Source organism: Frigoribacterium sp. VKM Ac-1396, assembly GCF_015350895.1.
Classification (GTDB): domain Bacteria; phylum Actinomycetota; class Actinomycetes; order Actinomycetales; family Microbacteriaceae; genus Frigoribacterium.
The window spans coordinates 979,114-995,754 of the sequence record NZ_JADKSD010000001.1 but is presented as its reverse complement, the minus strand read 5'-3'; the positions used below and the strand labels follow the sequence as shown (position 1 = coordinate 995,754).

Sequence of the window (16,641 nt, the reverse complement as noted above, 5' to 3'; positions counted from 1 at the left end):
GGAACACCCCCAGCGTCGTCACGGTCCTCACGCCGACGCCTCGGCCGCGACGGCGCGCAACTGGTCGAGCACGACCGCGGCGCGCCCCGTCACCGCCGGGTGGTCGTCGCCTGCGCCCGGACCGGCCAAGATCGTGAAGGAGGCGCGGGTCGGGTCGTCCACCCGGCCGTCCTCGTCCAACCACACGGCGTTGACCGCACCGGGCTGGGGGACGAAGCGTGGAGCGCCCTCGGCCGTCGCGACGAGCACGGCGACGTCGTCGATCGAGCACGACGACCGGTAGAACGCCGCGACGTCGTCGACCACGACGTCGTGACCGTGGAACACCAAGAACCCACGGAGGCGCGCGCAGGCAGCGACGGCCCGAGCGTCCGACAGGTCGGCCTTCAGGGCCCAGCGCAGACCGTCGCGTTCCCAGGGGCCCGAGCGTGGGGCCCGCACGACCAGGGGACGGGACGACCGCACCATCACGTCGTGCCCGCGTGGCTCACCGGCCTCGATGCCGACGAGGCGGAGCCCGGCGTCGTCGTAGCAGCCGGCGTCGAGGTCGGGGTAGCGTCCGCGCCACCGCTCGTCGAACAGCCGGCGGTTGACGAGCCGGGCGTCGTCCCGACCGGGCGACGTGCTCTCGTGGTGCACGACGACCGACTCGAGCACGACGGCGAAGTGCGACCCGGGCCGCTCGTCGAGGGCTCGCAGGCACAGGTCGACGTCCTCGAGCCCGTTGGCGAAGACGGGGTCGAAGCCTCGCCACCTGATGAGGTCGCTCGCGCGGAAGGCCGCCGCCGCCGCCGTGACGGCCGGGAACCGCCGGGCGTCCGCCCGGTCGACGTCGAGGCGCGGGTGGTGGGCCAGGAAGTGCCACGGCATGACCTTGTCGCCGCCGAACAGCGTGCCGGCGGCCTGCACCGTGCCGTCGGGGTAGAGCAGGAGCGGCTGGGCGCCGAGGACGTCCTCGTCGTCGAGGGCGGCCAGCAGCGGAGCGAGCCAGCCCGGCTGCACCTCGGTGTCGTTGTTCAGCATGACCACGCGCGAGCCCGTGCTCAGGGCGAGCCCGACGTCGCTGCCGAGGCCGAAGTTGAGGTTGCGGGCCTGCCGGTGGACGCTCACGCGGTCGTCGCCGCCGAACCAGCTGTCGAGGACGGCCGAGACCGACCGCCCCGACGCGTTGTCGATCAGGAGCACCTCGACGGCCGGGCCGTCGTCGCTCGTGGCGAGCACCGCCTCCACGGCTCGTCGCGTGAGCTTCCAGTCGCGGAAGACGGGCATGACGATCGAGACGACGTCGGGGGAGCGGTCGCCCGCCGACGCCTCGAGGGCGGGCCAGTCGATCAGGTGGGGCGCCACGGCGACGTCCTGCCAGGAGGCCGGGTGGGTCGACGAGATGCGGCCGCCGTCGTGCGAGTTGTCGTAGTCGACGCCGAGGTGCGGCACGTGGGTGGGCACGTCGAAGGCCCTGGCGAGTCGGAGGACGTAGTCGTAGTCGATCCACCGCTTGAGCCGCAGGTCGAAGGGGCCGACCGCGTCCGCGGCGTCGCGGGTCACGACCAGGGCGTTCAGGTCGATGAAGTTTCCGGCCAGCAGGTCGTCCCAGGTGCCGTCCTCGCCGCGGAACGTCTCGACAGGTGCGCCGTCACGCGCCGCGGGGTCGTTGAGGCCGCGCATCCGGAGCCCCGTGAACACCGACGAGGCCCCCGACTCGAGCAGGGCCGCGAGCGCGATCTCGAGGTGCGTCGGGTACCACGCGTTGTCCGAGTCGAGGAAGGCCACCACGTCACCCGTGGCGGCGGCCAGTCCGGTGTTTCGGGCCGCGCCCGCCCCGAGCGAGGGCTGTGCGAGCGGAACGATGCGGGGGTCGTCGAGGGCCGCCTGCGCGAGCAGGTCGGCCGTGCCGTCCGTCGAGCCGTCGTCGACCACGACGAGTTGCCACGACGTCCAGGTCTGCGCCTGGACCGAGGCGATGGCCGCGCGCAACGAGCCGGCACGGTCGCGGGTCGGCAGCACGACGGACACGACCGGCTGCTCGGCCGTGGCCCTCTCGAGCCCTCGGCGGTACCGCGAGCGGGCCGCGGCGGCGTCGAGTCCGTCCCAGGTCGAGCGGTACCTGCGCCGCGTGCGCACCTGGTCGGCGGCGAACGCCCGGGCCCGGGCGAGCGATGCCTCGCGGTGCTCCGCCCAGGTCGGTGCGTCGCCCGGGCGACCGGCGGGGGCGGGCAGCCGCGTCTCGGGCCCGGCGTGGGCGACGAAGTGCCGCAGGGCGTCCAGCGTGGTGCGGGGGCGACCGGCCTCGGGCAGGGAGCCGACGTAGGCGGCGGCGTCGAAGACGGGCCCCGTCTCGACGAGCCGGTCGTCTTCTTGGTGCAAGAAGTCGTACCAGCTCATCTTCGGGTCGGCGAGCTGGGCCTGCAGCCACTCGGGCTCGATCAGGGGCGACGGCGTGAGCCCGCGCCCCCCGTCGGCCGTGACGACGAAGCGGGCCGCGTCGGCGTCCGACCCGAACGACCGGCCGGTGACGGCCTCGACGTACGGCCGGTCGACGACGTCGAACTCGACGACGCGGTCGGCCCAGCGCTTCAGGCGGTCCTCGACCGTGAGCGGCTTCGGCTCGGGGCGGAACCGCGCGAGCGATCGACGCACGACCCCGGGGACGAACCGCCGGTCGGGGCCGGTCACGAGCGGCCTCGGGGCAGTCGTGACGCGACGCGCCCGATCACCGTCGCGAGCTTGTAGCTGCGGCTGGCCTTGAGCTGGTTGAGCTCGTCACGGTAGTCGTGCAGCCGACGTGCGTCGGTCGAGGCGGACCGGTGTGCCACGGCGTCCGCGAGGCCGATCCGGTCGGCCCGACGTTCCAACGTCGCCACGCGGTCGGCGAGGGGCGTCGCCCGGTGACGCGACCACAGCGAGGAGACGGACGTCCAGGTCGACGTGCCCGCGCCTCCGTCGTCGGTGACGGTGAACGCGGCGTGGTCGACGACCGCGGCACCCGTGAGCCGTCGCCCGGCGGCGGGGCCGTCGATGCTCCACCGGACCGGTCGTCCGGTCAGCCCGAGGTCGAGGGCCGCCCAGACGGCGTACCGGCGGTGGGCCTGGAGGAGGCGGTCGCCGTCGACCAGACCGTCGACCAGCAGCCCCAGCGAGCCGATCTGGTCGTCCGGCGCGTCGCTGCGCACGACGGCGGTCGGTGCGAGGGCCGACACCGCGGACACCGCGTCGTCGTCGACCAGGACCTCGACGGCGAACGCGTCGCCGAGGGCCCGGGAGGCGCGGGTCACGACGGCGTCGCGCCGTGCGTCGTCGAGACCTGCCGCGGTGGCGCCCCGCAGGTCGACCGTCACCGTGTCGCGAGCGGTGCCCGGGACGAGTGCGTCGGCGAACCGGTCGGCAGGGTGGACGTCGTGTCGCAGGAACGCGGCCGTGGCCGACCCGTAGAAGGGGTAGCGCGCCTCGAGCTTCTTCTGGTGGGCGTCGCGGAGGGTGTTGCGGCGCGCCCCGACGAAGCTCTTGGACCCGGCGTGCAGCACGAGGGCCCGGTTCGCGACCAGCGCGAGGTAGCCGTGCTCGTTGAGTCGCAGGCAGTAGTCGTTCTCTTCGCCGTACCCGGGTGCGAACTCGTCGTCGAACAGGCCGAACCGGCGGATCAGGCTGCGCCGCGTCAGGAAGCAGAAGCCCATGGCCACCGGCGAGACGTACCACCGGGGCAGCAGCGGGACGACGTCCGCGGCGACCTGGAGGGTGCGCTCGAACGTGCGGTCGGCGGGGGCCACCTGCCGGAAGGGCAGGCTGGCGATCGTGGCGTTGTTGCTGCGGGCGCAGACGACCCCGTGCTCGGGTGCCGCCAGGAGGACCTCGAGCATCTCGTCGACGAACCCGGCGGTGACGACGGTGTCGCTGTTGAGCAGCAGGACCTCGCGGTCGGACGTGTCGAGTTCGACGACCGCCCGGTTGCAGGTGCCTACGAAGCCGAGGTTCCGGTCGTTGCGTTCGTAGCCGAACCCGTCGCGGCCCGCGACGGCCTCGAGGACGGCGCGTTCGATCGCGTCGGCGTCGGGCCCGCAGTCGTTGACGAGCAGGACGCGGTGACGCGAGGTGTCGACGTGGTCGACGAGGGACGCGATGCAGTCGAGCAGCGACGGCAGGTCGCCGTAGACGGGGACGACGACGGTGACGCCCGTCGACGTCTCGAGGGGCGAGCTGCTCACGGGGTTCCTCCTCGGCGGCTGCCGTCGGACTCGGGTCGTCGGGCGGTCATGCGGACGGCCGCCGCCCGGACGGCGGAGGCGAGGGAGCCGCCGAGCGCACCGGGAGCGAGGTCGGCGAACGCCCCCGGGCCCTCGGCGGCGTTCCGCCGGACGGCCGCGACGACGGCCGCGGCCAGGGCCTCGGGCTCGGCGGCCACCGCGTCGATGCGGTCGTGCAGGCCCGAGCGGGTGCCGTCGAACTCGTTGGTGACGGCGAGGGCACCCGAGACGGCCGCGTCGAAGGGCGGGTGGCTCGGGTGGGGGCTGTACTGCAACGAGAGGACGACGCCGGTCGACGCGAGGAGGTCGAAGTAGTCGTCCCAGGGCAGGGTGCCCACGCTCCGCAGGGTGTGACCGGCGCCGAGATCCGTGTCTCCGTGCAGTTCACCGGCCGACACGAACTCGACCGGGTGACCCGAGGCGGCGAGCTCTCGGGCGGCGATCTTCAGGGCCGCCACCCCGAGCCGGAAGAGGTTCCGGTGCTTGCTCGGACGCCCGTAGAAGAGCACCCGCGTCACCTCGTCGGCCGATCGCTTCGCGGCGACGCGGCGGAGGAGGTCGAGGTCGAGGTCGGGAGCGAACACGAGGTCGTCGTCGACGGTGAGGCCCTGGTGCTTCTCGAGGTAGGCGCGCAGGGGCGTCGAGTTGACGATCGGCTGGAAACCCCGTCGGTACGTCGAGGCGGCGACCGCGTACTCGGTCGACCAGGGGCTGAACCCGGGCTCGTAGTCCTGCACGAGGTAGGCGACCCGGTCGCTCGCGATGCGTCCGCTGCGGGTCGCGACGTCGATCGCGTGGGCGGTCTTCCAGTGGGTGGCGAGCCACGAGTCGTCGGGTGAGAACCGGACCGAGGGCAGGTCCTCGCGCGCGACTACCTGCGCCGTGACGTCGGGGAAGCGCGCGCCGACGAAGGCCTGGGCCGCGGCGGACGAGTTGCCGGACGTCGTGTACGACACCATGACGACGCGGAGCGGCAGGCCGAGTTCGGCCGCGAGGGTCCGGCCGACGGTCAGGGCGGTCGTGACGCCGGCGAAGGTCGCATCCGGCCGGATCTCTCCGACGACGAGGTTGAGGTGGCGTTCGGCGTCGCGCGAGAAGCCGATGCCGGCCAGCGCGGTGCTCGTCTCGACGAGGTGCAGGTAGGGCAGGGCCGCGTCGTCGACGAGCGCGGCCTCGGCACGCGAGACGGGAGAGTTGTCGACCGCGACGAGTCGCTCCCGGGCGGCGTTGCGGAACTCGGGGCGCGTCAGGTAGTCCCTGTTGACCCGCACCAGGTCGGTGACGAGTCGGCGGATCTTGGCGGTGTCCATGGAGCTCGCGGCGCTTCCCCTCGCGTCTGTCGGTACGCCCGTGCCTGCGGCGACGGACCGGAGCGAGTCTACCGACGTGCGGCTCGAGCCCGGGGGATGCCCGGTGCTTGTAGACTCCACCGGTGCAGACGCGAGAACTGGCCATCCCCGGCGCCTGGGAGTTCACCCCGAAGCAACACGGTGACGACCGCGGCGTCTTCTTCGAGCAGTACCGCTACGACGTGTTGCAGGACGTCGTCGGCCACCCGCTCGACCTCAAGCAGACCAACACGTCGGTGTCGGCACGCGGCGTCGCGCGCGGCATCCACTACGCACTCGTGCCGCCGAGCCAGGCCAAGTACGTCTCGGCCCCCAAGGGCGCCTTCATCGACTTCGTCATCGACATCCGGGTCGGCTCGCCGACCTTCGGCCAGTGGGACTCCGTCGTCATCGACGACGTCGACCGCCGCGCCGTCTACCTCTCCGAGGGGCTCGGGCACGCCATCGTCGCCCTGACCGAGGGCGCGACCGTCAACTACCTCGTCACCGAGACCTTCAACCCCGAGCGGGAGAAGGGCCTCAGCGTCCTCGACGGCGACATCGGGCTCGTCTTCCCCGACGACATCGGCGAGATCCTCCTCTCGCCGAAAGACACCTCGGCCCCCACCCTGAGCGAGGCCGAGAGCCTCGGCCTCCTGCCCACCTGGGACGAGTGCCAGGCCTTCTACCAGCAGCTCCGAACCGAGAACTAGGCAGACATGCGCGGAATCATCCTCGCCGGCGGGTCCGGCACACGTCTCTACCCGATCACCAAGGGCATCTCGAAGCAGTTGATGCCGATCTACGACAAGCCGATGGTCTACTACCCCCTGTCGACGCTGCTGTCGGCCGGCATCCGCGAGATCCTGATCATCACGACGCCCGACGACGCGCCCCAGTTCCAGCGCCTCCTCGGCGACGGGTCCGACCTCGGCATCGAACTGACCTACGCCATCCAGCCGTCACCCGACGGCCTCGCCCAGGCGTTCATCATCGGCGAAGAGTTCATCGGTGACGAGAAGGTCGCCCTCGTCCTCGGCGACAACATCTTCCACGGCGTCGGGCTCGGCTCGAACCTCCGGGCCAACACCGACCCCGACGGCGGCGTCATCTTCGCCTACCACGTGTCGAACCCCCGGGCCTACGGCGTCGTCGACTTCGACGAGACCTTCACGGCCCGCTCCATCGAAGAGAAGCCCGAGAACCCGAAGAGCAACTACGCCGTCCCGGGCCTCTACTTCTACGACAACACCGTCGTCGAGATCGCGAAGGGCATCGAGCCGAGCTCGCGGGGCGAACTCGAGATCACGACGATCAACGAGCGCTTCCTCGAAGCGGGCAAGCTGCAGGTCCAGGTCCTCGACCGGGGCACCGCCTGGCTCGACACCGGCACCCACGAGTCGATGATGCAGGCGTCCGAGTACGTCCGCGTCATCGAGCACCGACAGGGGTACAAGATCGGGTGCATCGAAGAGCTGGCCTGGCGTCGTGGCTGGATCGACGACGAGCAGTTGCGACGCCTCGCGAAACCCCTCGTCAAGAGCGGTTACGGCGCCTACCTCATGGGGCTGCTGGGTTAGTCCCCCTTTCGGCCCACTCCCGCTCGGGGGGTGGTCCGATCGTGGCATCCGTGCGATCTTCGGAGTATGGACTCCTCTGTTGATCAGGCAGAGCTGGGGGACAAGATCGGGCGCATGATCCATCGCCGCCACTTGCTCTCGCTCGCTGCCGCCTCCGTCGTCGCCACCGGCGCGGCCTCCGTGCTGCGGCCCGACGCCGCGCACGCGTCGGTCAGCCTCGGCGAGACCTCCGCCGCCACCGACAGCATCGCGGAAGCGCTCGCCGTCGCCGAACTCAGCGCCTGGGGCGGGTACTCGAACGGCAACATCCCGGCCCGTGCCCTGACCCCGGTCTCGGCGACCGTCGCCGGGTCGGGCTACCTGCGGACCGACGCGGCCCGCCAGTACCTCGCCCTCAGCCTGGCCTTCTCGAACGCCGTCGGGCGTCCCCTGGCCATCACCGAGGGGTACCGCGCGTACTCGCGCCAGGTCGACTACTGGAACGCCTACCAGGCCGGCACCGGCAACCTCGCGGCCTACCCCGGCACCTCGAACCACGGCTGGGGCATCGCGTGCGACTTCGGCGCCGGGGTCGCGACGGCCGGCTCGGCGGCCAAACGGTGGATGGACGCGAACGCGCCGTCGTACGGCTGGATGCCCACGGGCAACTCGTTCAGCCGACCCGAGCCGTGGCACTTCGACTACACCCCGTCCTACGTCGGCGACATCCCCCTGGACGTCGACAAGGACTCCGAGGTCATCATCATCCGGGCGAACCAGGCCCTCAGCGAGCAGGCGCTCGGCTACACGGCCCTGGTCGGCGTCCGCAGCCTGCGGCACCTGTCGACCATCGACATGATCAACGCGATGCGCGTCGCCGGCACCCCGTTCTACGAGGTGGGCCGCAACCAGTTCTACGCGATCATCAACTCGCTGGGCATCGCGCGCTCCGCGCTCACCCAGGACGCCGACTACTGGCGTCGTTGACCTCACCGACCGCCACGACCGACACGACCCACCCGAACCGAAGGACTCCTCCATGCTCATCATCCGTTGCACCGACAACCTGCCCGAGGTGGGAAGCGGCTACGTCTGCATGGTCGGCGTCCGCTCGCTCCGCCACATGACCACCATGGAGATGGTGAACGCCATGCAGGCGGTCGGGGTCCAGTACAAGAACCTGAACGCCGCCGGCTTCTACGCCGCCCTCAGCTCGCTCTCGATCCCGCGCACGGCTCTCAAGACCGGCGCCGACTGGTCCGGTCGCTGACCATGACCCCCGTCGGCCACCGATCCCGTCTGCTGGCCGCGACGGTCGCGGTCGTCGCGGCGGTCGTCGGCGGGGGCATCTCAGGTGCTCCCGTGGCGGGGGCAGCGGCCGCCACGACGGTAGCCGTGTCCTACGGCGTCGGAGCACGGTCGTTGAGTCAGCCGTCACCAGGCGGCCGATTCGTCTACGTGTCCACGAACGGCTCCGACACCTACAAGCAGTACGGCCGTGCCGCCTGCCTCAGAGATCCCGCCGACGCAGGCCAGTACCAAGACCGGTGCCCGGAACCCACGGCATCGTCGCCGTTGCGGACGGTGCAGGCGGGCATCCGGGCGGCCAGGCCTGGCGACGTGATCGTCGTGCGCGAGGGCGTCTACGCGGAAGCGATCGGGTGGGGCATCCAACGGGGCACCGTCGAGCGTCCCATCGTCCTGCAGGCGAGCCCCGGAGAGCGAGTCGAGGTCAACGGGACGCTCATCATGGCCTCGGCCGACCACTGGACCATCAACGGCATCCGTTTCACGTACAACTCGGGCATCCAGACCGGTCAATCGGTCGTGCTCATGTCGGGGGGCGACGGGTGGTCGTTCACCAACAACGAGGTGCAGGGGACACGCGGCGTGGCCAACGTGCTGGTCAACGCGACGACCACCTCCGGGTCGACCGCCCAGCTGACCGCCGCTGCGCCGCGCAACTACCTCATCGGTGGCAACTGCATCCATGACAACCGAGCCGTGGACGCCGCCGGGACGGACCACAACATCTATCTCATGTCGTCCATCTGGTCGACGGGCGGCCTCATCGAGAGGAACCTGATCGCGGGTGCGCCGCGAGGAGCCAACATCAAAGCCGCCGGAAGCACCCCCGCGACGGCGTCCGGGAGCCCGCGGAACGTCACCATCAGGTACAACACGCTGCTGTCCGCAGCATCGGGCCTGACGATCGGGCTCGCAGCAGAGGGAGTCGAGGCCCAGCGGAACATCATCGCCGTCCCCAACGGGTCCGGTCGCTACGACGGTGCGGTCAAGACCTACCAGCTCGACCAACCTGGCAAGAACGCGGTCAAGGACTCCGTGCTGAGTGGGTACGCCCGGCCGATCAGTGAGGACTTCGGCGTGACACGCCACATCTTCACGGCACGCAACGACACGGCGTCCCCCGTCACGTACACGGGCTCCATCGCGAACTGCAGCGCCGTGGCGGCCTCTGCGACGCTCCGCTCGTCCTACGGCCATCTGGCCCGCTGACGACGGAGCCTCCGCGCCTAAGCCCGTCGGCGGTGCCCCGCCACGATGGTGAGACGCGCCCGAATCGCCAGCCCGACGCCGACCGCGGCGACGACGGGGCGCCACAGCGGCCCCGGGTGGGTCTTGGCGATGTAGCGGTGCGCCGACCGGTGGTGCGCCGTGATCATGACGTCGGCCGACCGCGCGGTGCTCTCGCCACCGATGTGCATGACCTCGGCGTCGGGCACGAAGAGGTTCGTCCAGCCGGCCTCGGCGAGGCGTCGCCCCAGATCGACGTCCTCGAAGTACATGAAGAAGTCGGGGTCGAAGCCTCCGACCTGCTCGAACGCCTCGCGTCGCAGCAGCAGGAACGCCCCCGACAGCCAGCCCACGGCCGACGTGTCGGCGGACTTCGACACGTCGCGCTGCTGGTAGCGGCGCGTCCACGGGTTCGACGGCCAGACCCCCGAGAGCAGGGCGTGGCCGATGCCGGTGCGGATCGAGGGCAGTGCCCTGGCCGACGGGTAGACCGTGCCGTCGGGGTCGACGACCCGTGGGCCCAGGGCGCCGGCCCGGGGGTCGTGACGGGCCGCCGCGAGCAGCGCCTCGATCGTGCGGGGCGTGGCCACGACGTCGGGGTTGCAGATCAAGAACCACCGTTCGTCGTCGGTGGCCATCGTGGTGCCGAGGTTGGCGGCGCGACCGTAGCCGACGTTTCCGGGGGACCTCACCAGCGTGACGTCGTCGTGCGACGCGGCCACCGCCTCCGGGGCTCCGTCGGTCGACCCGTTGTCGACGACCAGCACCCGACCGGGCGGGAACCCGTTCGGTGCGAGCGAGTCGACGAACGTCTCGAGGGTGTCACCGGGGGAGTACGTGACGGTGATGCAGAGGATCTCGCTCATCGGGCGCCTCCCGCCGCGTCGCGGTACGCCGCCGCGTGTTCGGCGGCCGTCCGCTGCCAGGTGAAGCCGAGGGCCCGCTCGCGTCCGCGGCGGCCGAGGTCGGCCCGACGCTCGTCGTCGTCGAGCAACGATTCGAGCGTCGCTTCGAGCGATGCGGCGTCGGGTTCGCAGTAGACGGCCACGTCGCCGCCGACCTCGGGGGCTGCGAGCCGGTCGGTGGTGACCACCGGGACGCCGCTGGCCAGGGCCTCGAGGATCGGCAGCCCGAAGCCCTCGCCCACGCTCGGGTAGGCGACGAGGCTCGACGACGCCACGAACGCGGGCAACAGCCGCTCGTCGACGTAGCCGAGCCAGCGGTAGGGGGACGTGGGCCCCGCCGCCTCGAGGCGGGCGAGGACGGTGTCGTCCCAGCCGCGTCCGCCGGCGAGCAGGAGGCGCGGCGCCAGGTCGGGGCGTCGCTCGCCCACCCGGGCGATCGCGTCGAGCAACGGCCCCACGTTCTTCCGCGGTTCGATGGTGCCCACGAACGCGCAGTAGCCGCCGTCGCCGACGGCCAGGCGCTCCCGCATCTCGTCCTCGTCGCGTCGGGCCTCGGGGGAGTACCGCACGGTGTCGACCCCGTGGAACGACACGACGATCGGCGCCAGGCGACCCGGCACCCACCGGGTGACCTCGTCGGCCGTCGCCTGGCTGGGCGTGAGGCACCGGTCGGCTCGACGGGCGGCGAGGCGGATCCACGCCCGGAAGAACGGCCCCTTGAGGCGCCCGTGGAGTTCGGGGTGCGAGAAGAACGTGGCGTCGTGCAACGTCACCACCCGGCGCCGCCGACTGAGCAGGGGCATCGTGTAGTGCGGCGAGTGGATCACGTCGACGCCCAGGCGACGGGCGAGTCGGGGCAACGCGAGTTGCTCCCACAGCAGGCGCACGCCCACCGACGTCGTGCGAGGGGGCACCCGGTGCAGGATCGCCTCGGGGGCGTCCTCGCGCAGCCAGGCGAGGTCGCGTTCTTGGCAGGCCACGTGCAGGACGACGTCGTCGCGTCGAGCCAGGGCCGGCACGAGTTCGCGCAGGTAGCGACCCACGCCGCCCGAGTCGGCGGGGATCGACGTGGCGTCGAGGAGGACGATGACGCTCACGACGGGACTCCTCGGTCGGTGCGGTGCGGTGCGGTGCGGTGCGGTGCGGGCGGGTGCGGTGGCGGTGGGGCGTGCGGCGACGGGGCAGGCTCAGCGGTCGGCGTCGACCATCGCCTCGACGACCTCGGTGAACGACCGGGTGGGCGCCCAGCCGAGTGCCGCGCGGATCTTCGAGGCGTCGCCCCGGAGCTCGGTGGCGTCGGTCGGCCGGACGAACTCGGCGTCGCTGCGGACGAGGCCGGACGTGTCGCTGATGCCGACCCGGGCGAACGCCGCGTCGACGAAGTCCTGGATGCTGTGCGACTCGCCGGTCGCCACGACGTAGTCGTCGGCCGTGTCGGAGGTCGCGACGAGCGCGAGGGCCTCGGCGTAGTCGGGTGCCCAGCCCCAGTCACGGCGGACGGTGAGGTCGCCCAGCACGAGTTCGCTCTGCTCACCGCGGGCGATGCGAGCCGCCGCGGCGGTGATCTTGCGGGTGACGAACTGCTCGGGCCGCCGGGGCGACTCGTGGTTGTAGAGCACGACGCTGCAGGCGCGGAGACCGGCGGCGCGGTACGCACCCACGAGGAGGTGCGCATAGGCCTTCGAGGCACCGTACGGATTGACCGGGGCGATCGGCGTCGTCTCGTCCTGAGGTGAGACGGCGGCCTGACCGAAGATCTCGGCGCTCGAGGCCTGGACGAAGGCCGCGTCGTGCCCGCCGTCGCGCAGCTCGGCCACCGCGGCGAGCAACGCGGCCACCGCGGCCCCGTTCAGCTGTGCCGTCTCGACGGGCAGGCGCCACGAGGCCGCGACGCTGCTCAGGGCCGCGAGGTTCACCACGACGTCGGGTCGGACCTCGAGCACCGTGGAGCGCATGCCCGCGAGGTCGGTCAGGTCGCCCCGGTGCAGGACGACCTCGGGGGGCAGCTCGACCGCCGACGCGTCCTCGCCCCCGTCCCGGACGACGCCGTGGACCTCGAGGCCTCGGGCCACGAGGTTCTCGGCGAGGTAACTGCCGGTCTGACCGGCGACTCCGGTGACGAGGGCGCGCAACATGCCCTACTTGCCCTGCGTCGCCTTCTCGCGCTCGAGATCGGCGTCGACCATCATCGTCACGAGGTCCTCGAACTTCGTGGCGGGCGTCCAGCCGAGGGTCTCGCGAGCCTTGGCGGAGTCGCCGATCAGCAGGTCGACCTCGGCGGGGCGGAAGAACTGGGGGTCCTGGAAGACGTGCTTCTCCCAGTCGGCGATGCCGACGTGGTTGAACGCGATGTCGAGGAACTGGCGGACCGAGTAGGTCTCGCCGGTCGAGATGACGTAGTCGTCGGCCTCGTCCTGCTGCAGCATGCGCCACATGGCCTCGACGTAGTCGCCGGCGAAGCCCCAGTCGCGCTTGGCGTCGAGGTTGCCGAGGCTGAGCTGGTCCTGCAGGCCGAGCGAGATGCGCGCGACGGCCATGCTGATCTTGCGGGTGACGAACTCGGGGCCGCGCAGGGGCGACTCGTGGTTGAACAGCACGCCCGACGAGGCGTGCATGCCGTACGACTCGCGGTAGTTGATGGTCATGTAGTGGCCGAAGACCTTGGCGACGCCGTAGGGCGACCGCGGCCACAGCAGGGTGGTCTCACGCTGCGGGACCTCTTGGACGCGGCCGAACATCTCGGACGACGACGCCTGGTAGAAGCGCACCTTGCCGATGTCGTCGCCGGCGTACAGGCGGATCGCCTCGAGGATGTTGAGCACGCCGAGGCCGGTCACCTGGCTGGTCAGCTGGGCGTTCTCCCACGAGTAGGCGACGAACGAGATGGCGCCGAGGTTGTAGACCTCGTCGGGACGGGAGCTGTTCAGCGCGCGCAGCAGGCTCGACTGGTCGAGCAGATCGCCGGTGAGGATCTTGACCTCGGGAGCCCACTCGTTGATCACGGGGATCTTGGGGTTGTTCTGGCCGCGGACGAGGCCGTAGACCTCGTACCCCTTCGAGAGGAGCAGACGGCTCAGGTACATGCCGTCCTGGCCCGTGATACCGGTGATGAGGGCGCGCTTGGTCAATTCAGGTTCCTTACGTTGAGTTCGGGCCGACACGACATCTTAGCCGGGGCCGTCCAGGGCGATCCGACCCGGGTCAGTAGACCTGGGCCGAGTCGATCAGCAGGGTGGAGTCCGTCGAGTCCTGGTAGATCTCGAACTTGAACTGGGTGTGGTCGTCGTGCGTGATCGGCACCTCGAAGGTGACCTTCGTCCACGCGTCCGTCGTCGTGAAGGAGGCGCTGCCCGCCTCGGTCGCGCCGCCCAGCGCCCACAGGGCGAGCCGGCCCTTGAACGGCGTGGGTCCGCCCGACCTGACCCACAGCTCGGCGGTGTACTTCTCGCCGGCCAGGGGCTTGGCGCTCACGGTCTGGTAGAGCGACGACGCCACCGGGGTGTTCGTGGCGGCCAGGTACGAGCCGTCCTTCGGGGGCAGCTGCGCCTTCGAGTAGACGGCGAGGTTCATGCGCGAGTTGCCGCGGGTCCAGCCGGCCGACGTGTTGCCCTCGAACGAACCCGACGCGAGCAGGTTGTCGCTCAGCCCGCCGCCGTCGAGCCAGAGCGTGGCGTTCGTGGTCTCCATGTAGACCTCGGCCTTCAGCTGTCTCGACGCCGTCGACTTCATGTCGGTCGAGACGGTGATCTTCTGCCAGGTCGAGTTCACGGTGAAGGGCGTCTGCTCGACCACGTTCGCCTTGCCGCCGAGACCCCAGAGGGCGAGGGTGCCCTTGAACGGGGTGGTGGCGCTGTCGGAACGCAGCCAGATCGAGAACGTGTAGCGCTGGTTCGTCGACGTCGCCGAGACGGGCACCGTCTGAGCGAAGCTGCGGCCGCGCGCGGGCGTGTTCGAGGCCGCGAACCACGACCCGTCGACGGCCTCGTTCGCGTCCTTGAAGATCTGCTGGTTCACGAAGCCGTTGCCCGGCACCCACTGGGCGAACGACCCCTCGAACGACGCGTTGCTCAGCTCGTTCTGGGGCTTCGGGGCGGCGCCGAAGGTCAGCTCGGTGTTGTCGAGCCACAGGTCACCCGTGTTCGACCCCATGTAGACGTCGAGGCGGATGGTCGAGTGCGAGGACTTGCGGACCGGCAGCTTGACCTGGATCTTCGTCCACGAGGTGCCGACGGTGAACTTCGAGATCGCGACCTCCTGCGTGCCGCCCAGCCCCCAGAGCACCATCTCGCCCGAGTACGAGGCGGCGGAGCCCGACCGGACCCACGCGGTGGCCGTCGCCTGTTCGCCGACGTTGGTCGTGCGCCGGACGTCCTGCGTGATGGCGCGACCCACGACCGACGTGTTCATCGCGAGGAAGTAGTCGCCGTTCTGGCTGAGCGAGGGCGACTTGACGGCAGCGCGGTTGATCGCTCCGTTGCTCCAGCCCCAGCCCGAGACGGACCCGCCCTCGAACGAGGCCGACTGCAGCCAGTTCGACGGGTTGCCGAACCAGTCGGTGAAGTACAGGTAGAAGTTGCGGTTGCCGTAGGCGCTGCACGAGTCGCCCGTGCCGTAGCCCGCGTTCAGCGCGGCCTGGTTCGGCGTGTACGGGGTGTAGAGGTACAGGTTGGCCGTCGCCTGGTTGGCGATGTAGACCGTCTTCGTCCCGCACGCGGCGTTGGGGTGGTAGTAGACGGTGTTGTTGCGGCCCGGCTGGTAGCTCCACGACGAGCTCGTCTTGGTGTACCGCTGGAACTGGTGGGCCGCGTTGTAGACCTGGTTGAAGAAGCCGTAGTACGCGGTGTCGCAGGGGGCGGTGTCGGGGCAGCCGTAGCCCATGGCGATCTTGTAGGCGGTCGCCGTGGGACTCACCGACTGGACGAGGCCCTGCTCTTTCTGCAGCATGACGAGCAGCACCTGGGGGTTGATGCCGCACACCTGGCCCACGCGGTAGATGATCGACGCCGCACTCTCGTTGCTGCGTCCGTCGATCGCCGAGCAGTACGGCGTGGCCGCCCGGCCGGACGTCGTCTGCTTGTAGTCCTTGAGGCAGGGCTGGCCCGCGGCGGCCTTGCAGGTCACGACCTTCGAGTTCAAGAACGACTGGATGCTCTCGGGCGTCATCGCCGCCGAGTTGTAGAACGTGTCGTTCGAGATGATGTTGCCGGCGTTGAACTGCCGGGCGTCGGCGGCCGCCGACGCCGGCGCGACGGGGCCGGTGACGGTCGCGGCCGACATCAGGCCGGCCGCGACGGCGACCGAGGCCACGAGGGCGATCAGGCGTGAAGGACGTCTCATGGGATGGTGACCTCGTGATCGGTGACGGAGCCGGCCGACGTCGACGAGGCGTACGCGACGCTCACCGACCAGGTGCCGGACGTGAAGGTGTCGCTCTGCAGGGGCATGGACCCGCAGTCGGTGCTGGAGGCCGAGGCCAGGGCGGTGAACGTCCCCGAGACCTCGGCGTCGCCGTTCGTGGCGGTGACCGTGCAGGTGCCGTCGTCCTCGAGCGTGCCGGGCACCGTCGCCCCGATCGTCAGGGTGCGGGTGTCGGCGGACCACTGGTCGAAGGTGATGAGCGGGGTCACGGCCGCGGCGTCGGGGGCCGGTTCAGGGGCGGCCGTGGTGGTCTGGCCCGGGCCGACCGGCGTCGCCGTCGGTCGGGGTGTCGACCCGGCCGTCGACGACGGGCTGGGCGACGCCGAGGCCGAGGGGGTGGGCGAAGCCGAGGGGGTGGGCGAGGCCGACGCGCGCGTCGACGAGGCCGTGGGCGACGGTTCGGCGCCGGGGCCCGGGTCGCCGGTCGAGGCGACCACGGCCGTGACGACACCCGCGACGACGATGACGCCGGCGACCACGCTCAACGTGACGACGGTGGCTTTCTTCATGGCTCACTCTTCCGGGCCGGACCCTGCTCCGACCCTGATGGGTTAGACGATATGCTAGCCGGGCGCTCCGGCCGATCGGGTCGGTCGGCCTGTCGTCGATGCTCCCCTTCGGGGGGTCCAGCCCACGTTCTCGCGGGGTCGGACAGGTC

General features: G+C 71.0%; 14 protein-coding genes. 5 read left to right on the top strand and 9 right to left on the bottom strand.

The genetic code is table 11. The annotated features are described in order from the left end of the window. Positions 1-27: 27 nt before the first annotated feature. Genes ITJ55_RS04605 through ITJ55_RS04595 form a run of 3 tightly spaced genes read right to left on the bottom strand, consistent with a single transcriptional unit; the run spans position 28 to position 5,548 of the window. Positions 28-2,673, bottom strand: a complete 2,646-nt coding sequence (locus tag ITJ55_RS04605) for a glycosyltransferase family 2 protein (RefSeq protein WP_194594271.1) — start codon at positions 2,671-2,673, stop codon at positions 28-30. Continuing rightward, the gene (locus tag ITJ55_RS04600) at positions 2,670-4,199 is read right to left on the bottom strand and encodes a glycosyltransferase family 2 protein (protein WP_194594270.1); all 1,530 of its coding nucleotides are present in this window, start codon (positions 4,197-4,199) and stop codon (positions 2,670-2,672) included. Before ITJ55_RS04600 ends, ITJ55_RS04605 begins: the two co-directional genes overlap by 4 nt. Next, positions 4,196-5,548: a hypothetical protein gene (locus tag ITJ55_RS04595; RefSeq protein WP_194594269.1), complete on the bottom strand. Its 1,353-nt coding sequence runs from the start codon at positions 5,546-5,548 to the stop codon at positions 4,196-4,198. Before ITJ55_RS04595 ends, ITJ55_RS04600 begins: the two co-directional genes overlap by 4 nt. A 122-nt stretch (positions 5,549-5,670) precedes the next feature. Here ITJ55_RS04595 and ITJ55_RS04590 point away from each other — a divergent pair, with 122 nt between their 5' ends. The 5 genes from ITJ55_RS04590 to ITJ55_RS04570 all read left to right on the top strand — a co-directional run bounded on the left by ITJ55_RS04590 (position 5,671) and on the right by ITJ55_RS04570 (position 9,642). Continuing rightward, positions 5,671-6,279: a dTDP-4-dehydrorhamnose 3,5-epimerase family protein gene (locus ITJ55_RS04590; RefSeq protein WP_194594268.1), complete on the top strand. Its 609-nt coding sequence runs from the start codon at positions 5,671-5,673 to the stop codon at positions 6,277-6,279. A 6-nt stretch (positions 6,280-6,285) separates the two neighbouring features. Continuing rightward, the gene (gene rfbA / locus ITJ55_RS04585) at positions 6,286-7,146 is read left to right on the top strand and encodes a glucose-1-phosphate thymidylyltransferase RfbA (RefSeq protein ID WP_194594267.1); all 861 of its coding nucleotides are present in this window, start codon (positions 6,286-6,288) and stop codon (positions 7,144-7,146) included. A gap of 114 nt (positions 7,147-7,260) precedes the next feature. Further along, on the top strand, positions 7,261-8,112 hold the full coding sequence (locus ITJ55_RS04580; protein ID WP_194594266.1) for a D-alanyl-D-alanine carboxypeptidase family protein: 852 nt from the start codon (positions 7,261-7,263) through the stop codon (positions 8,110-8,112). Between the two features lie 52 nt (positions 8,113-8,164). After that, the gene (locus ITJ55_RS04575) at positions 8,165-8,395 is read left to right on the top strand and encodes a hypothetical protein (RefSeq protein WP_194594265.1); all 231 of its coding nucleotides are present in this window, start codon (positions 8,165-8,167) and stop codon (positions 8,393-8,395) included. Positions 8,396-8,583: 188 nt separating this feature from the next. After that, on the top strand, positions 8,584-9,642 hold the full coding sequence (locus ITJ55_RS04570; RefSeq protein WP_194594264.1) for a hypothetical protein: 1,059 nt from the start codon (positions 8,584-8,586) through the stop codon (positions 9,640-9,642). A gap of 17 nt (positions 9,643-9,659) precedes the next feature. Here the strand turns inward: ITJ55_RS04570 and ITJ55_RS04565 are convergent, their stop codons facing one another. From ITJ55_RS04565 to ITJ55_RS04540, 6 genes are all read right to left on the bottom strand, one after another. After that, positions 9,660-10,526 carry a glycosyltransferase family 2 protein gene (locus ITJ55_RS04565; RefSeq protein WP_194594263.1) on the bottom strand — a complete coding sequence of 289 codons (867 nt, stop codon included), beginning with the start codon at positions 10,524-10,526 and terminating at the stop codon, positions 9,660-9,662. Then, a complete protein-coding gene (locus tag ITJ55_RS16445) occupies positions 10,523-11,662 on the bottom strand; it encodes a glycosyltransferase family 1 protein (protein ID WP_194594262.1) in 1,140 nt (379 codons plus the stop codon). The genes ITJ55_RS04565 and ITJ55_RS16445 overlap by 4 nt, the downstream gene beginning before the upstream one ends. Positions 11,663-11,752: 90 nt before the next feature. Beyond that, positions 11,753-12,700, bottom strand: coding sequence for a GDP-mannose 4,6-dehydratase (locus tag ITJ55_RS04555; RefSeq protein ID WP_194594261.1), 948 nt, complete (start codon positions 12,698-12,700; stop codon positions 11,753-11,755). 3 nt (positions 12,701-12,703) lie between these two features. Then, entirely contained in the window at positions 12,704-13,693 is a 990-nt protein-coding gene (locus tag ITJ55_RS04550) for a GDP-mannose 4,6-dehydratase (protein WP_228497566.1), read from the bottom strand. Positions 13,694-13,766: 73 nt separating this feature from the next. Next, the gene (locus ITJ55_RS04545; RefSeq protein WP_194594260.1) at positions 13,767-15,902 is read right to left on the bottom strand and encodes a hypothetical protein; all 2,136 of its coding nucleotides are present in this window, start codon (positions 15,900-15,902) and stop codon (positions 13,767-13,769) included. Continuing rightward, on the bottom strand, positions 15,899-16,492 hold the full coding sequence (locus ITJ55_RS04540; RefSeq protein ID WP_194594259.1) for a hypothetical protein: 594 nt from the start codon (positions 16,490-16,492) through the stop codon (positions 15,899-15,901). The genes ITJ55_RS04545 and ITJ55_RS04540 overlap by 4 nt, the downstream gene beginning before the upstream one ends. Positions 16,493-16,641 lie beyond the last annotated feature (149 nt).

Excerpts from the sequence above, each read along its gene's own strand:
- ITJ55_RS04595 (WP_194594269.1), bottom strand. The coding sequence starts at position 5,548 with ATGGACACCGCCAAGATCCGCCGACTCGTCACCGACCTGGTGCGGGTC.
- rfbA (WP_194594267.1), top strand. The coding sequence starts at position 6,286 with ATGCGCGGAATCATCCTCGCCGGCGGGTCCGGCACACGTCTCTACCCG.
- ITJ55_RS04580 (WP_194594266.1), top strand. The coding sequence starts at position 7,261 with ATGATCCATCGCCGCCACTTGCTCTCGCTCGCTGCCGCCTCCGTCGTC.
- ITJ55_RS04575 (WP_194594265.1), top strand. The coding sequence starts at position 8,165 with ATGCTCATCATCCGTTGCACCGACAACCTGCCCGAGGTGGGAAGCGGC.
- ITJ55_RS04565 (WP_194594263.1), bottom strand. The coding sequence starts at position 10,526 with ATGAGCGAGATCCTCTGCATCACCGTCACGTACTCCCCCGGTGACACC.
- ITJ55_RS04555 (WP_194594261.1), bottom strand. The coding sequence starts at position 12,700 with ATGTTGCGCGCCCTCGTCACCGGAGTCGCCGGTCAGACCGGCAGTTAC.
- ITJ55_RS04545 (WP_194594260.1), bottom strand. The coding sequence starts at position 15,902 with ATGAGACGTCCTTCACGCCTGATCGCCCTCGTGGCCTCGGTCGCCGTC.
- ITJ55_RS04540 (WP_194594259.1), bottom strand. The coding sequence starts at position 16,492 with ATGAAGAAAGCCACCGTCGTCACGTTGAGCGTGGTCGCCGGCGTCATC.